Annotated in this window: 8 protein-coding genes and 5 pseudogenes; 9 read left to right on the top strand and 4 right to left on the bottom strand. The window is 63.5% G+C overall.

The window, feature by feature from the left end:
* The first annotated feature begins 2 nt into the window (after nucleotides 1-2).
* The 8 genes and pseudogenes from nrdI (at nucleotide 3) to G6N24_RS14650 (ending at nucleotide 8,565) form a co-directional block, all read left to right on the top strand.
* Complete coding sequence (nrdI, locus tag G6N24_RS14675; protein ID WP_085160561.1) at nucleotides 3-479, top strand: class Ib ribonucleoside-diphosphate reductase assembly flavoprotein NrdI; 477 nt, start codon at nucleotides 3-5, stop codon at nucleotides 477-479.
* Nucleotides 446-1,006 (top strand): annotated as a pseudogene (locus tag G6N24_RS25550) (ribonucleotide reductase N-terminal alpha domain-containing protein); the annotation flags it as partial. The gene nrdI and the pseudogene G6N24_RS25550, both read left to right, overlap by 34 nt.
* A pseudogene (locus G6N24_RS25545) lies at nucleotides 995-1,918 on the top strand (Hint domain-containing protein); the annotation flags it as partial. The pseudogenes G6N24_RS25550 and G6N24_RS25545, both read left to right, overlap by 12 nt.
* 306 nt (nucleotides 1,919-2,224) lie before the next feature.
* Nucleotides 2,225-3,841: pseudogene (gene nrdE, locus G6N24_RS25540) on the top strand (class 1b ribonucleoside-diphosphate reductase subunit alpha); the annotation flags it as partial.
* A 640-nt stretch (nucleotides 3,842-4,481) separates the two neighbouring features.
* Nucleotides 4,482-5,222 (top strand): TetR/AcrR family transcriptional regulator, encoded by a 741-nt coding sequence (locus G6N24_RS14665; RefSeq protein ID WP_085160557.1) that lies wholly within the window; start codon nucleotides 4,482-4,484, stop codon nucleotides 5,220-5,222.
* Nucleotides 5,223-5,367: 145 nt separating this feature from the next.
* Nucleotides 5,368-6,936, top strand: a complete 1,569-nt coding sequence (locus tag G6N24_RS14660; protein WP_085160646.1) for a flavin-containing monooxygenase — start codon at nucleotides 5,368-5,370, stop codon at nucleotides 6,934-6,936.
* 135 nt (nucleotides 6,937-7,071) lie between these two features.
* Nucleotides 7,072-8,046, top strand: a complete 975-nt coding sequence (nrdF, locus tag G6N24_RS14655; protein ID WP_085160555.1) for a class 1b ribonucleoside-diphosphate reductase subunit beta — start codon at nucleotides 7,072-7,074, stop codon at nucleotides 8,044-8,046.
* A 108-nt stretch (nucleotides 8,047-8,154) separates the two neighbouring features.
* Nucleotides 8,155-8,565, top strand: a complete 411-nt coding sequence (locus G6N24_RS14650) for a DUF3349 domain-containing protein (protein ID WP_085160553.1) — start codon at nucleotides 8,155-8,157, stop codon at nucleotides 8,563-8,565.
* On the opposite strand, the gene G6N24_RS14645 is transcribed toward G6N24_RS14650, so the two are convergent.
* The 4 genes and pseudogenes from G6N24_RS14645 to G6N24_RS14625 form a co-directional block, all read right to left on the bottom strand.
* The gene (locus G6N24_RS14645) at nucleotides 8,554-9,534 is read right to left on the bottom strand and encodes an NAD(P)-dependent alcohol dehydrogenase (protein ID WP_085160550.1); all 981 of its coding nucleotides are present in this window, start codon (nucleotides 9,532-9,534) and stop codon (nucleotides 8,554-8,556) included. The two genes, G6N24_RS14650 and G6N24_RS14645, sit on opposite strands and share 12 nt — an antisense overlap.
* Before the next feature lie 128 nt (nucleotides 9,535-9,662).
* Nucleotides 9,663-10,416 (bottom strand): annotated as a pseudogene (gene istB / locus G6N24_RS14640) (IS21-like element helper ATPase IstB).
* Nucleotides 10,417-10,488: 72 nt separating this feature from the next.
* Nucleotides 10,489-12,043: pseudogene (gene istA / locus G6N24_RS14635) on the bottom strand (IS21 family transposase).
* 278 nt (nucleotides 12,044-12,321) lie between these two features.
* Nucleotides 12,322-13,362: an iron-siderophore ABC transporter substrate-binding protein gene (locus tag G6N24_RS14625; protein WP_085162075.1), complete on the bottom strand. Its 1,041-nt coding sequence runs from the start codon at nucleotides 13,360-13,362 to the stop codon at nucleotides 12,322-12,324.
* 279 nt (nucleotides 13,363-13,641) lie between these two features.
* Between G6N24_RS14625 and ctaD the strand changes: the two genes are divergently transcribed.
* Nucleotides 13,642-15,363, top strand: coding sequence for an aa3-type cytochrome oxidase subunit I (ctaD, locus tag G6N24_RS14620; RefSeq protein ID WP_085162074.1), 1,722 nt, complete (start codon nucleotides 13,642-13,644; stop codon nucleotides 15,361-15,363).
* Nucleotides 15,364-15,369 lie beyond the last annotated feature (6 nt).

The raw sequence follows: 15,369 nt of genomic DNA, 5'->3' as shown, positions 1-15,369 counted from the left end.
CCATGGAGGTCAATGGGCGCAACCTCGTGTATTTCTCCAGCGTGTCGGAGAACACCCATCGCTTCGTGCAGAAGCTGGGTGTTCCCGCCACGCGGATACCGTTGCACGGCCGGATCGAGGTCGACGAGCCGTACGTGCTGGTGGTGCCCACATACGGCGGTGGCCGGGCTAACCGGGATCTCTCGGATCTTCGGACCGGACGTCATGTCCCTAAACAGGTGATCGCCTTTTTGAACAACGACCACAATCGAGCGCTGCTGCGCGGTGTGATCGCGGCCGGCAATACCAACTTCGGCGCGGAGTACTGCTATGCCGGCGACGTTGTCGCCCGCAAGTGCGGCGTTCCGTACCTCTACCGCTTCGAAATGATGGGCACCGCGGACGACGTCGCCGCCGTCCGCGAGGGCCTAACGAACTTTTGGGCTGACTTCTGGAAGGAACAGACGTGCCACCAACCGTCACAGCTGCAGAGCCGGTAACTACCGGCGCGCACGCGCTACCCGGCGAGACGGACTACCACGCGCTCAACGCGATGCTGAATCTGTACGACGCGGACGGCAAGATCCAGTTCGACAAGGACCGTGAGGCGGCGCACCAGTACTTCCTGCAGCACGTCAACCAGAACACGGTCTTCTTCCACAACCAGGACGAGAAGCTCGACTACCTGATCCGCGAGAACTATTACGAGCGTGAGGTTCTCGACCAGTACTCGCGCAACTTCGTCAAGACGCTGCTGGATCGCGCGTATGCCAAGAAGTTCCGGTTCCCGACGTTCCTCGGCGCGTTCAAGTACTACACCTCCTACACGCTGAAGACCTTCGACGGGAAGCGCTACCTCGAGCGCTTCGAGGACCGCGTGGTCATGGTGGCCCTGACCCTGGCCGCGGGCGACACCGCGTTGGCCGAGAAGCTGGTCGACGAGATCATCGACGGCCGGTTCCAGCCGGCCACCCCGACTTTCTTGAACTCGGGCAAGAAGCAGCGCGGTGAGCCGGTGAGCTGCTTCCCAGCTGGAACTCCGGTGGATACCTCCGAAGGACCGAAGGCGATCGAGACTCTGCAGGCGGGTGACCGGGTGCTCTCGCACGATGGGGCCTATTCTGTCGTGGAAGCTGTCGTTGAGAACCCGAATCACCATGCCCTGGTATCGATCTCGCACTTCGGGCACAAAGAGCCGATCCGATGCACTCCGGAGCATCCGATCCTCGTATGGACGACGCGCGAGGTCGACACTCTCATCGAAGGCGATGGTGCCGATCCGTTCAATGGATTCGTTTGGCTAGCTGCCAAAGACATTCAGCCCACTGACTTCATCGTGACGGCAGCACCGCTGGAGGGACGTGAGCGGCGCGTTTATGACCTGATGGAGCATGTCGGCGCGGGCGCCTACGAAGAGGTCGACGGGCTCATTCGCACGGTTAACTCCGACCTGAAGCACCGTAGCAAGCAAGGTCATCGGATCGGCTTCGTTTCAGTGAACCGGTATGTCGAGGAATCGTACGACCTTGGCCTCATGCTCGGGTGGTACGTGGCCGAAGGTCAGATCTCCAAGCGATCGGGTTCAGAGGGACTAGCGCTTAACGGCATTCGCTTCACGCTTGGCGCACATGAGCTCGAGTTCCAGCAGGAGTTGGCGGCGGCGTTCAAGCGAGTGTTCGCGGCTGACCTTTCCGTCAACCAAAGTGTGTCGGACCAGTCGGTACGCATGATCTGCAACAGCAAGGTCGTGGCTTCGCTGTTCCTGTCGATGGCCGGCACTGGATACCACCTGAAGCGATTGTCCCAAGACGTTTTAACGGCCAATGAAGACTTCCAGCGTGGACTGCTGGCCGGGTTGTTCCGTGGTGACGGATGCAGCACCACCGGCGGAATGATGCTTGACCTGGTGAATCCGGAATTGGTTGATCAGGTGCAGTTGATCCTCCGCCGTCTGGGGATCGTTTCCGTCGTTCGCCGATACGTCAATCGCTCAGGCAATGTGACTGGTCAGGTATTCGTTCCTGGGTTGCCCGGCACAAATGAGGAGTTCATCTTCGACGTCGGCAAGAACCTGCACAACTACGTCGGACGAAAGGGATCGTCGCGCACGACATACCAGGTTGTGCATGGGCGCCATGTGTATGGAATCCGTGAAATGGTCCATACGCAAGAAATTCCGGAGAAGGTGTACAACCTCCACGTCCAGGGCACGCATACGTACACAATTCATGGCACGGTCGTGCACAACTGCTTTCTCTTGCGCATCGAGGACAACATGGAGTCGATCGGTCGCTCGATCAACTCCGCGCTGCAGCTGTCCAAGCGTGGCGGGGGAGTCGCGTTGCTGCTGACCAACATTCGCGAGCACGGCGCGCCGATCAAGAACATCGAGAACCAGTCATCGGGCGTCATTCCGATCATGAAACTGCTCGAGGACTCGTTCTCCTACGCCAACCAGCTGGGGGCGCGCCAGGGCGCCGGCGCGGTGTACCTGCACGCCCATCACCCCGACATCTACCGGTTCCTGGATACCAAGCGGGAAAACGCCGACGAGAAGATCCGGATCAAGACGCTGAGCCTGGGGGTCGTGATCCCCGACATCACGTTCGAATTGGCCAGGCGCAACGATGACATGTATCTGTTCTCGCCCTACGACGTCGAACGGGTCTATGGTGTGGCGTTCGCCGACATCTCGGTGACCGAGAAGTACTACGAGATGGTCGACGACGCGCGCATCCGCAAGACCAAGATCAAGGCGCGGGAGTTCTTCCAGACGCTGGCCGAGCTGCAGTTCGAGTCCGGCTACCCGTACATCATGTTCGAGGACACCGTCAATCGCGCTAATCCTATTGAGGGCAAGATCACGCACTCGAACCTGTGCTCGGAGATCCTGCAGGTGTCCACGCCGTCGTTGTTCAACGATGACTTGTCGTATGCCAAAGTGGGCAAAGACATTTCGTGCAACCTGGGGTCGCTGAACATCGCCAAGACGATGGACTCACCGGACTTCGCCCAGACGATCGAGGTGGCGATCCGCGCGCTGACCGCGGTGAGCGACCAGACCCACATCACTTCGGTGCCCTCGATTGAGCAGGGCAACAACGACTCCCACGCGATCGGGCTGGGGCAGATGAACCTGCACGGCTACCTGGCCCGCGAGCGCATCTTCTACGGCTCCGAAGAAGGCATCGACTTCACCAACATCTACTTCTACACGGTGCTCTACCACGCGCTGCGGGCGTCGAACCGGATCGCCATCGAACGCGGTACGCGCTTCAAGGGATTCGAGCGCTCCAAGTACGCGTCGGGGGAGTTCTTCGACAAATACACCGAGCAGGTATGGGAGCCCAAGACCGAGAAGGTGCGCCAGCTTTTCACCGATGCCGACATCCGCATCCCGACGCAGGACGATTGGCGCCGGCTGAAGGAGTCGGTGCAGGCGCACGGCATCTACAACCAGAACCTGCAGGCGGTGCCGCCGACCGGTTCGATCTCCTACATCAACCATTCGACGTCCTCGATCCACCCCATCGTGTCGAAGGTCGAGATCCGCAAGGAAGGCAAGATCGGGCGGGTCTACTACCCGGCGCCCTACATGACCAACGACAACCTGGAGTACTACCAGGACGCCTACGAGATCGGTTACGAGAAGATCATCGATACCTACGCGGCGGCCACTCAGCATGTGGATCAAGGGCTTTCGCTGACGCTCTTCTTCAAGGACACCGCCACCACCCGCGATGTGAACAAGGCACAGATTTACGCCTGGCGCAAAGGGATCAAGACGCTGTACTACATCAGACTGCGGCAGCTGGCGCTGGAGGGCACCGAGGTCGAGGGGTGCGTGTCCTGCATGCTGTAGAGGACGTGCGAGGAGATATAGAAAAGTTAGGGTCCGAACCTCGTTGCATGAGGCTGGTTTCCAAGGGAGTGTACGAGCGCTTGACGCCTTGCGCCCGATCGCAAACAAGGATCTCTTGTGCGCTTACCTCCACTGCTCGCAGTGGGCGCCGCACGAGGTGTTCGTCAATACACGCGATGACTGTGACTACCATCTGACGCGGGACGTCATGGACTTGGTACACGCATATGAACGCGGACAGTTAGAACGCGGAGGGAATCGTCAGCCTGGCGGAGGCGCGCCGACGGGCATCGCCACCAGGGGCGCGGTCTACCGCGCTGGTATTCCATCAAGTCGATGGGCGCCGGGGCGCAGGAGCAAGAGCAGTTAGCGGTGTAGGTCGGTAAATGAGCCCCACATAAGCGATTTGAAGGGTCTGAGCTGACCGTCGGATGCGCCCAGCAGCACGTTACTTCTAGAGCCTTAAACCGCGTCGTCAAATTCGCTGGCCGCATTGGCGCTGCGGTTGGCTCATCTCCGCGCGCCGAGTGTTAATCAGGCGACGGCTTCGCGGCGTGTCGCGTCGCCCAATTCACACTCGGCGAAGCTGGCCAGGCGCCAGCGGCCCAGGTCAGGGCTGCACCGCGGTAAGGTACTTGACGTGCGGAGAATTGCCCGACCCCATTCCACCCCGACCCCGGGAGTGAAGGTCGACGCGCGCAGCGAACGCTGGCGCGAACATCGCAAGAAGGTGCGCGGCGAAATTGTCGAGGCGGCATTCCGCGCAATCGACCGCCTGGGGCCCGAGCTGAGTGTGCGGGAAATCGCCGAAGAGGCCGGGACCGCGAAGCCAAAGATCTACCGCCACTTCACCGATAAGTCCGACCTGTTCCAGGCGATCGGGGAGCGTCTGCGCGACATGCTGTGGGCCGCGATCTTCCCGTCGATCAACTTGACCACCGACTCGGCCCGCGAAGTTATCCGTCGCAGCGTCGAGGAGTACGTCAACCTCGTCGACATGCATCCCAACGTGCTGCGAGTGTTCATTCAGGGTACCTCGGGGGGTACCTCCGAGGCGACGATTCGAACCCTCAACGAGGGTCGTGAGATCACGTTGGCCATGGCCGACATGTTTGACAACGAGCTGCGTGAGATGGAGCTGGACCATGCGGCGCTCGAACTGGCCGCCCACGCGGCCTTCGGATCGGCCGCGTCGGCCACCGAGTGGTGGTTGGGACCCGACCCGCAAAGCCCGCGACGCATGCCGCGTGACCAGTTCGTCGCGCACCTGACGACCATCATGATGGCGGCCATCGTCGGCACCGCGGAGGCGCTCGGCATCGTGATGGACCCTGACCAGCCGATCCACAGCGTGGTGCCAAGTAACCCAGCCGCGAGCTGAGCGACCGCGTCGTTGACATCGCTGTGGCGATCGATACACTCGTTCTATCCGATACCCTGGGTACCGGGTATTTGAGTCCGGCGAGGCGCCGATGGCCCCGGATGCGCCAGCCGACACCAGGCTCCGACAGGAAGACCGATTCACCATGACCGATACCGCGACCCCTGCCATGACAGAAGCGGAACCGACCACCGAGGCCCAAAAGCCACCCCTGCATACCCGGGCCCTCATCATCGGGACCGGATTCTCCGGTTTGGGTATGGCCATCAAGCTGCAGCAGCGCGGCGTGGACTTCGTCATTCTGGAAAAGGCCGACGACGTCGGGGGCACCTGGCGAGACAACAGCTACCCCGGGTGCGCGTGCGACATCCCGTCGCACCTGTACTCGTTCTCGTTCGAGCCCAAGGCGGACTGGAAGCACCTGTTCTCGTACTGGGACGAGATCTGGGACTACCTCAAGGGGGTCACCGACAAGTACGGGCTGCGCCGCTACATCGTGTTCAATTCCCTGGTCGATCGCGCGTACTGGGACGACGACGAGTACCGGTGGCATGTATTCACCGTCGACGGACGGGAATATGTAGCCCAGTTCCTGATTTCGGGGGCAGGCGCGTTGCACATCCCGTCCGTGCCCGATATCGAGGGTCGTGACGACTTCGCCGGTTGCGCCTTCCATTCCGCGGAGTGGGACCACAGCGTCGACCTGACCGGCAAGCGGGTGGCTGTCATCGGGACCGGTGCCAGCGCGATTCAGATCGTGCCCGAGATCGTCAGGCAGGTCGCCGGGCTGCAGCTTTACCAACGCACCCCGCCGTGGGTGGTGCCGCGCACCAACGAGGAGCTTCCGCTGGGCCTGCGGCGGGCGCTGGAGAACGTCCCCGGGCTGCGGGCCCTGCTGCGCCTGGGCATCTACTGGGCGCAGGAGGCGCTGGCCTACGGCATGACCAAGCGGCCGAACACGCTCAAGGTCATCGAGGCACTCGCCAAGTGGAACATCCGCCACTCCGTGAAGGATCGCGAACTGCGTCGCAAGCTGACCCCGCACTACCGCATCGGTTGCAAGCGAATCCTGAACTCCTCCACCTATTACCGTGCCGTGGCGAACCCGAAGACCGAGCTGATCACCGACCACATCAGCCGGATCACGCCGAACGGGATCGTCACCGCCGACGGCACCCAGCGCCCCGTCGACGTGATCGTGTACGCCACCGGTTTCCACGTCACCGACTCCTACACCTACGTTCAGATCAAGGGCCGCCACGGCGAGGACCTGGTCGACCGCTGGAACCGCGAGGGCATCGGCTCCCACCGCGGCATCACCGTCGCCGACATGCCCAACCTGTTCTTCCTGTTGGGACCCAACACCGGGCTGGGGCACAACTCGGTGGTGTTCATGATCGAATCCCAGATCCACTACGTCGCCGACGCGATCGCCAAGTGCGACCGGTTGGGCGCGCAGGCACTGGCTCCGTCCCGGGCGGCGCAGGACCGTTTCAACGACGAGCTGCAACGCAAGCTGGCCCACTCGGTCTGGAACAGCGGCGGCTGTCGCAGCTGGTATCTCGACGAGCACGGCAAGAACACGGTGCTGTGGGGTGGCTACACCTGGCAGTACTGGTTGACGACCCGCTCGGTCAAGCCCGAGGAGTACGAGTTCCTGGGGGTGGGTGCGGACTCATCACGGGACCGCGCGGCCGTGGCGACGGCACACTAGCGGACTCGAGTTTCGCGACACGCAAACACAACTTCTTGTGTTGCGCCGGCTTGTCGGCCACCAGGGGTAGTGTTTGAAGTCTGAAGTACGACAGACAATCCGGTAGCCAATCAAGGCGTATGAAGTGGGGTTCTGGTGACCGAAAACGCGAAACTTATCGACCGGGCCAAGGCGATCAACTGGAACCGGGTGCAAGACGAGAAGGACGCCGAGGTCTGGGACCGGCTGACCGGAAACTTCTGGCTGCCCGAAAAGGTGCCGGTGTCCAACGACATCCCGTCGTGGGGCACGCTGACCGCCAGCGAGAAGCAGCTGACGATGCGGGTGTTCACCGGGTTGACGCTGCTGGACACCGTCCAGAGCACGGTAGGGGCGGTCAGCATGATTCCCGACGCGCTGACCCCGCACGAGGAAGCCGTCTTTACCAATATCGCGTTCATGGAGTCGGTTCACGCCAAGAGCTACAGCCAGATCTTCTCCACGCTGTGTTCGACCGCCGAGATCGACGACGCGTTCCGCTGGTCGGAGGAGAACTACCACCTGCAGCGCAAGGCCGAGATCGTGCTCGACTACTACCGAGGCGACGAGCCGCTCAAACGCAAGGTGGCCTCCACGCTGCTGGAAAGCTTTCTGTTCTACTCCGGCTTTTACCTGCCTATGTATTGGTCGAGCCGGGCCAAGCTGACCAACACCGCCGATATGATCCGGTTGATCATCCGCGATGAGGCCGTGCACGGCTACTATGTCGGCTACAAGTTCCAGCGCGGACTGGCGATGGTAGACGAAGCCAAGCGCGCCGACATCAAGGACTACACCTACGAGCTGCTTTTCGCGCTCTACGACAACGAGGTCGAGTACACCCAGGATCTTTACGACGAAGTGGGACTCACCGAAGACGTCAAGAAGTTCATGCGTTACAACGCGAACAAGGCGTTGATGAACCTGGGCTACGAGGCGCTGTTCCCACGGGATGAGACCGACGTGAACCCGGCGATCCTGTCCGCGCTGTCACCCAACGCCGACGAGAACCACGACTTCTTCTCCGGCTCGGGGTCGAGCTACGTGATCGGCAAGGCCGTCGTCACCGAGGACGAGGACTGGGACTTCTAAAGTCTTCGGCCTTTGCCCACATGGTCGGCCCGTGAACGGCACATGAATTGTCCGTTTTGTGTGCCCCCGCGGTGGCCGCGGTGACACGGCTTTCGTGACACTGTTGGGGTGACGAAAACCCACCCTTCTCACCGCCATTTCCTTAGTTCAGTGGTCCGTTGGTTGCAGGCCGGCTACCCCGACGGCGTACCAGGTCCCGACCGGGTGCCCCTGCTGGCGCTGTTGCGAAGCACGCCACTGACCGAGGATCAGGTCAGGGAAGTCGTGGGCAACATCACCGAAAAGGGATCTCCGGCGCTGGCCGACGGCCGGATCGACCGTGACGAGATCGCCGAGTTCATCAAGGATATGACCCACTACGACGCGGGACCGGAGAACATCCAGCGGGTCGCCGCGAGGTTGGCCGCCGCCGGCTGGCCGCTCGCCGCAATCGACGTCAGCGAGGTTGTTCCCGGTGATGAAGACGCGGAGGCCGCCGAACAGCTTGCCTCACGCGCCTCGATCGCGTCACAAGCGTGAGATGTCGATGACGAAGCGGTAGCGCACGTCGCTGGCCAGCACGCGCTCGTAGGCTTCGTTGATGTAATCCGGCTCGATGAGCTCGATCTCGGGTGTGACGCCGTGCTCGGCGCAGAAATTCAGCATCTCCTGGGTCTCGGCGATCCCACCGATGTTCGACCCGGACAAACTGCGCCGCATCAGGGCCAGCGCGAACGCCGGCACCGGCATGGGGTGCTCGGGGATGCCGAGCTCGACGAGCGTGCCGTCGACGTCGAGCAGGTTCAGGTAGTCGCCGAGGTCCAGGTTCGCCGAGACGGTGTTCAGGATCAGGTCGAAGCCGCCGCGCAGCTTGCGGAAGGTGTCCCGGTCGGCGGTGGCGTAGTAGTGGCTGGCACCCAGGCGCAGGCCGTCCTCCATCTTCTTCAGGGATTGCGACAGCACCGTCACGTCGGCACCCATCGCCGCGCCCAGTTTGACGCCCATGTGACCCAATCCGCCCAAGCCGATGATCGCCAGCCGCGTGTTCGGCGCGGCGTTCCAGTGCCGCAGCGGTGAGTAGAGCGTGATGCCCGCGCACAGCAGGGGCGCCGCGGCGTCCAGCGGCAGCGCGTCGGGGATGCGCACCACGAAGTTTTCGTCGACGACGATCGCTTGACTGTAGCCGCCCTGGGTCGATTGGCCGTCTTTGCCGACCGAGTTGTAGGTGAAGGTCGCGCCCGGCTTGCAGTACTGCTCGAGCCCGGCCAGACAGCTGCTGCATTCACGGCAGGAGTCCACCATGCAGCCCACCCCGACGCGATCGCCGACATTGTGCTTAGTGACCGCGGAGCCGACGGCGGCCACCACCCCGGCGATCTCGTGGCCGGGGACCACCGGGTAATTCGGTTGGCCCCACTCGGCTTTGACGGTGTGGATGTCCGAATGGCAGATCCCGGCGAACTTGATGTCGATCGCCACGTCGTGGGGACCGGGGTCACGGCGGGTGATCGTGGTCTTGGTTAGCGGCTCGGTGGCCGAGGTGTGTCGACCGTCACGTAATTCCCCAGGGCTGCCGTCACGGAATTCCCCAGGTGCGGGCCTCGATGGTATGTGTACCGTGCCCGCGGTGGCGTTGTCTAGCTGACGCTGCGTCCGGGCCGTTTGCGGGGCCGGTAGCTGGGTCCGTCCATGAGGATCTGGTAGCTGCTGTTGATGATCCTGTCGAGTAGCGATTCGGCGACGACCGGGTTCGGGAATAGGCCGTACCAGTCGTTGGGGGCGCGGTTGGAGGTCAAGATCAGCGGCTTGCCGCTGACCGCGCGTTCGTTGATTAGCTCGTAGAGGTCGTCGGCGTGCATGGTCGTGCTCGCGCATCGCAAAATCATCAAGAATCAACACGAGCGGTTTGGTGTATTCGCGGATGCGTTGGCCCTAACTGCGGTCGGCGTGCCCGCCGGCGAGGTCGGCGAGCATCCGAGAGGTTTTGGCGAAACGGACGTCGCCGCCGCGTCGGGCTACAGCATGCCCGAGTGCTTGTGCCACATGGGTTTTGCCTACCCCAACGGGTCCGTAGAGGATGACCGACTCGCCGGCGTCGAGCCAGCGCAGCGCGGCCAGGTCGCGCAGTATGGCGGCGGGCAGTTTCGGGTTGGCGGAGAAGTCGAAGGATTCGAAGGTGGCTTGTTCTTCGAACTTCGCGCGGCGGATGCGCCGTGTCAGGGCGGCCGATTCGCGGCGGGCGATCTCGTCCTCGCACAGTGCTTGCAGGAATTCGAGGTGCCCGAAGTCGCCGTTGCGGGTCTGGGCTAGCCGGGCGTCGAGGGTGTCAAGCATGCCCGACAGTTTCAGAGTGCGCAGCGCGTTGCGCAGCGCGGGGTCACAAATACCCATGAAGTCGTGTTCTCCTTGTGAAATAGCTTATGTGGGTTGTGATTCGGTCAGATTCCGGGACCCGGGTGACTTTCAGCCGACTCCGCCGGTGTCGCCGGTGGCGAACTGGTCGGGGCCACGCAGGAACGCCGCGGTAGTGGCGGCGGCGCCGGTGGCCGGTTCGGCGGTGGTGGCGTCGTGTTCGGTGCCGGCGGCCAGGATGCCCTTGATGGTCCGATACGCCGGGTCGCCGACGGCGATCGCGCAGGCGCAGGCGGCTTCGAGCCGATCACAGCCGTGCTTGTCGCGCAGCCCGAGCACTCCTTGCGCCGAGCGCAGGTGGTGGATCGCGTTGTCGCGCATGAATTCGGCGATCACCGCTTCGCAGGCGGGGCCGACCTGGGCGGCGGTGTGCCGACACCAGGTGGGGGTTTTCATCGCGAAGGCGACCTTCTCCGGCGGGTAGTGGGAGAAGTCGGTGGAGCGCCCCGAGGCCCGCCGCACATGGGTGGCGACGACCTCGTTGTGGGCAAAGATCTGCACGATGTCACCGGCGGTGCGGGCGTGCAGGCGCCGCCCGATCAGCCGCCATGGCACGCTGTAGAGGGCCTTGCCGACCTTGAGGTGCGTATCGACCCCCACGGTGCCGATAGACCAGGTGGTGAGTTCGAACGCGTGGCGCGGCAACGGTTTCAACGTATCGGCCTCGATCGCTTCGAACACCCGCAGCGGCTGGCCGCCGTCGAGGCCCGTGAATGTCGTAGCCCGGCCACCTCCCGGCTCCACCGGGCCGCCTCGCCCTGCATCTGAGCCAGCGAGGTGAACTCGCGGCCCCGCCAGAACGAATCCCGCACATACGGCATCGGCCGCTCGACACGAGGTTTGTCCTTGGGCTTGAACGCCCGGGCCGGGTCGATCAAGCAGTCGTAGTGGGCGGCCAGCTCGGCGTAGGTGCGGTTGATCTTCGGGTCATATAGGTCGGGCTTGTCCACCCCGGTCTTGAGGTTGTCGCACACCAGCCGGGCCGGAATACCATTGAAGAATTCGAATGCCTCGACATGGCAAGTGCACCAGGTGGTTTGGTCCATCCTGACCACAGGGCGAACGAACAGGTGCCGCGAGCACGACAGCACCATGACAAACGCCCACACTGCGACTCGCTTGGCTGTGGCCGGGTTCAGCCACATTCCTAACCGGCCGTAGTCGATCTGCGCTTCGCTGCCCGGCGGCACTTCGCCGCGCGGCACGCTCACCCGAGCACGAGCCACCTCATCGGCGAAATTCATTGCCACCCAACGCCGCACAGAGGACTCCGACACGTCGACCTGATGGTCGTCACGTAGCCGCTGCGCGATCGTGGCGACCGTAACATCGGCGTGCAGCCAGTCCTGATCCGGTCGCTATGCCGGTCGATCAACGGCCACGTCGATGCCCGCGCGCCGCGATCATCCAGTCCGGGAAACCACTGCGCGATCCGCGCCGCCCACTGCTCGGCGCTCAGCGGTTCTCCGCCTGGGCCAATGCCCTCGGCGACCGCCGGGGCCAGATACTTGCGGATCGTCTTACGATCCATCCCCAGCGACTGCCACAACTGCACCTGTGAGCGACCAGCCTGCCAATGCGTGTACAACTCGATCAGATCGAACATCTCGATATCTCTCCTCGCCATCAGTGCCCCTTCGTCCGCCGTACTCCGACGGATCAAGAGCGAACATGTGTGCGAGGCCCACACCCGGCAGACACACCGCCCAGGGTGGGGAATTACCTGACAGCCAGGGTGGGGAATTCCGTGACGGACAACCCCTCAAACCTGGGGAATTGCGTGACCGCTGACAGGTGGCGGCGTACGCGGAAACAGTGTTCATGAGCACCTTCTTCTGGCATCGTTGAGGCGCGTGACTTCTTAGCTGTGGTTACCCCAAAAGCCTAATTGATCGGGGCGTTGACCCAGCGCAGGTCGTCGACGATGCCGCGGGCCGCGATCAAGCCCTCGCCCGTCTGCCAAATCTCGTCGTTGACGACGAAGACTCGGTTGTCGTGGTTGGCGGACAGCTTGCGCCACGGGCCGCTGTCCAGGACGGTGGCCGCGCGCTCGGCGGCGGCAGACGACGCACAGGACACGTAGACGATGTCGGCGTCGGCCGCGGAAAGGTCCTGACCGTTGGCGAGATCGGCGTCGGTGGTGCCGATCTCGATGTAGGGCTTGTCGGTGAAGCGCTGTGATGCTGGTCGGTCCACCCCGACCGCAGTCAGCACGCTGGCCGGGAAGTTGTTGGCCCCGAACACCCGCATGGTGTTGGTGGTCAGCTGAACGATCGACGCCTGGAAGTGAGTCGCGTCATGGTTTGCCCCGACCAGCTTGGCCCGTGCGGCGAACCCGGTGAGCAGGGCGTCCATGGCGCCGCTGCGGGCCGTCGCGGCGCCTACACCACGCAGGTTGTCCTCCCAGGCCGCGCCCGGTGCGGCGGTGAACACCGTCGGGGCGATCGCGGCCAGCCGCGGGTACAGCTTCGGCGTAAAAGCCTGCGAACCCAGGATCAGGTCCGGATGAGCCGCCGCGATGGCGTCCAGGTCGGGGGAGCTGCGGGTCCCGACACCGGGCAGCCCGTGCACCGCCTTACCCAGGTAGGAGGGCTGACTCGAGGAGCCATCCGGCAGCGCCGCGGCGATCACCCGCGATTGCAGGCCAAGGGCGCATAGCGCGTCGAGCTGGTCACCGGAGAGCACCACGATGCGCTGCGGGTCGGCCGGCACCTGGGCGACGTCGGGGGTGACGCCCGCCGCGTTGTGCGCTGGCCGGGTGGCCGGCCCGGGATCGGCGGCGGCCGGGTCGCGTGCGCATGACTCGTCCGGCTTGCGGTCGTTGCCCAGCACCCCGGCTCCGGCGATTTGGGTGGTGGGGGTGACGACCGATCGCGATGATGTGGTGGGCGGCTGATCGGACCCGCAGCCGCTGCACGTCACCATCGTCGCCACCGCCGCGGCCGCTAGCGAGGTGGCTCCCGTGGCTAGGCGTCTCGCTCGCGTCCCCCCGATTGGCACGTGTTCGACGTTAACATCCGGCCTGCTGGGACCGGGCCGCCGAAAGGTCGCACCGGCACCGGCGAGGCATTTACGACAGTTTGTAGGACCAGGCCTTCCGCGGGCCTGATCGGCGGCTAAGATTCGTGTCATTGCGGGTTTCTGGGCTGGTTTTCTGGGCTCCAGAAGCCGTTGATGTTCGGTGATGGATGTTTGGAGGAGCTGTTGACAGCCGAAGCGCCCCCGTTGGGAGAACTCGAGGCCATCCGTCCGTATCCGGCCCGGACCGGTCCCAAAGGGAACCTCGTCTACAAGCTGATCGCCACCACCGATCACAAGATGATCGGCATCATGTACTGCGTCGCCTGCTTCGTCTTCTTCTTCATCGGCGGGCTGTTGGCGCTGTTCATGCGCGCCGAGTTGGCCACGCCCGGTCTGCAGTTCTTGTCGAATGAGCAGTTCAACCAGCTGTTCACCATGCACGGCACGATCATGCTGCTGTTCTATGCCACCCCGATCGTGTTCGGCTTCGCCAACCTGGTGTTGCCACTGCAGATCGGCGCGCCCGACGTGGCATTCCCGCGGCTAAACGCCTTCTCGTTCTGGTTGTTCGTGTTCGGCGCCACGATCGCGATGGCCGGCTTCATCACGCCCGGCGGGGCCGCCGACTTCGGCTGGACCGCCTATACCCCGTTGAGCGACGCCATCCACTCGCCCGGCACCGGCGGTGACCTGTGGATCCTGGGTCTGGCGGTTGCCGGCCTGGGCACCATCTTGGGTGCGGTCAACATGATCACCACCGTGGTCTGCATGCGCGCGCCCGGCATGACGATGTTCCGGATGCCGATCTTCACCTGGAACATCCTGGTGACGTCCATCCTCGTGCTGATCGTCTTCCCGCTGCTGACCGCGGCGCTGTTCGGGCTGGCCGCCGACCGCCACCTGGGGGCCCACATCTACGACCCGGCCAACGGTGGGGTCCTGTTGTGGCAGCACCTGTTCTGGTTCTTCGGCCACCCCGAGGTCTACATCATCGCGCTGCCGTTCTTCGGGATCGTCTCGGAGATCTTCCCGGTGTTTTCCCGCAAGCCGATCTTCGGTTACACCACGCTGGTCTACGCGACGCTGTCGATCGCGGCGTTGTCGGTCGCGGTGTGGGCGCACCACATGTTCGCCACCGGAGCCGTCCTGCTGCCGTTCTTTTCGTTCATGACGTATCTGATCGCGGTGCCGACCGGGATCAAGTTCTTCAACTGGATCGGCACGATGTGGAAGGGCCAGTTGACCTTTGAGACGCCGATGCTGTTCTCGGTCGGCTTCGCGGTCACCTTCCTCCTGGGTGGTCTGACCGGCGTGCTGCTGGCCAGCCCGCCGCTGGATTTCCATGTGACCGACAGTTACTTCGTCGTCGCGCACTTCCATTACGTGCTGTTCGGCACGATCGTGTTCTCCACCTTCGCCGGTATCTACTTCTGGTTCCCGAAGATGACCGGCCGGCTGCTCGACGAACGACTGGGCAAGCTGCACTTCTGGTTGACGTTCATCGGGTTTCACACCACGTTCCTGGTGCAGCACTGGCTGGGCGATGAGGGCATGCCGCGCCGCTACGCCGACTACCTGCCCACCGACGGCTTTACCAGCCTGAACGTCGTCTCGACGATCGGGGCCTTCATCCTGGGCGCGTCGATGTTCCCGTTCGTGTGGAACGTCTTCAAGAGCTGGCGGTACGGCGAGGTCGTCACCGTTGACGACCCGTGGGGATACGGCAACTCGCTGGAGTGGGCGACCAGTTGCCCGCCGCCGCGGCACAACTTCACCGAACTGCCGCGCATCCGTTCCGAGCGGCCGGCGTTCGAAATGCACTATCCACACATGGTGGAACGGCTGCGCGCCGAGGCGCACGTCGGACGTCACCACGACGAGCTCGCCCAGGTGACCGCGAACTGATGGGGC

The sequence above is a fragment of the Mycobacterium lacus genome (assembly GCF_010731535.1).
Classification (GTDB): Bacteria; Actinomycetota; Actinomycetes; order Mycobacteriales; family Mycobacteriaceae; genus Mycobacterium; species Mycobacterium lacus.
Note: the sequence above shows the minus strand (reverse complement) of the source record. Positions and strands in the feature narration are given on the sequence as shown.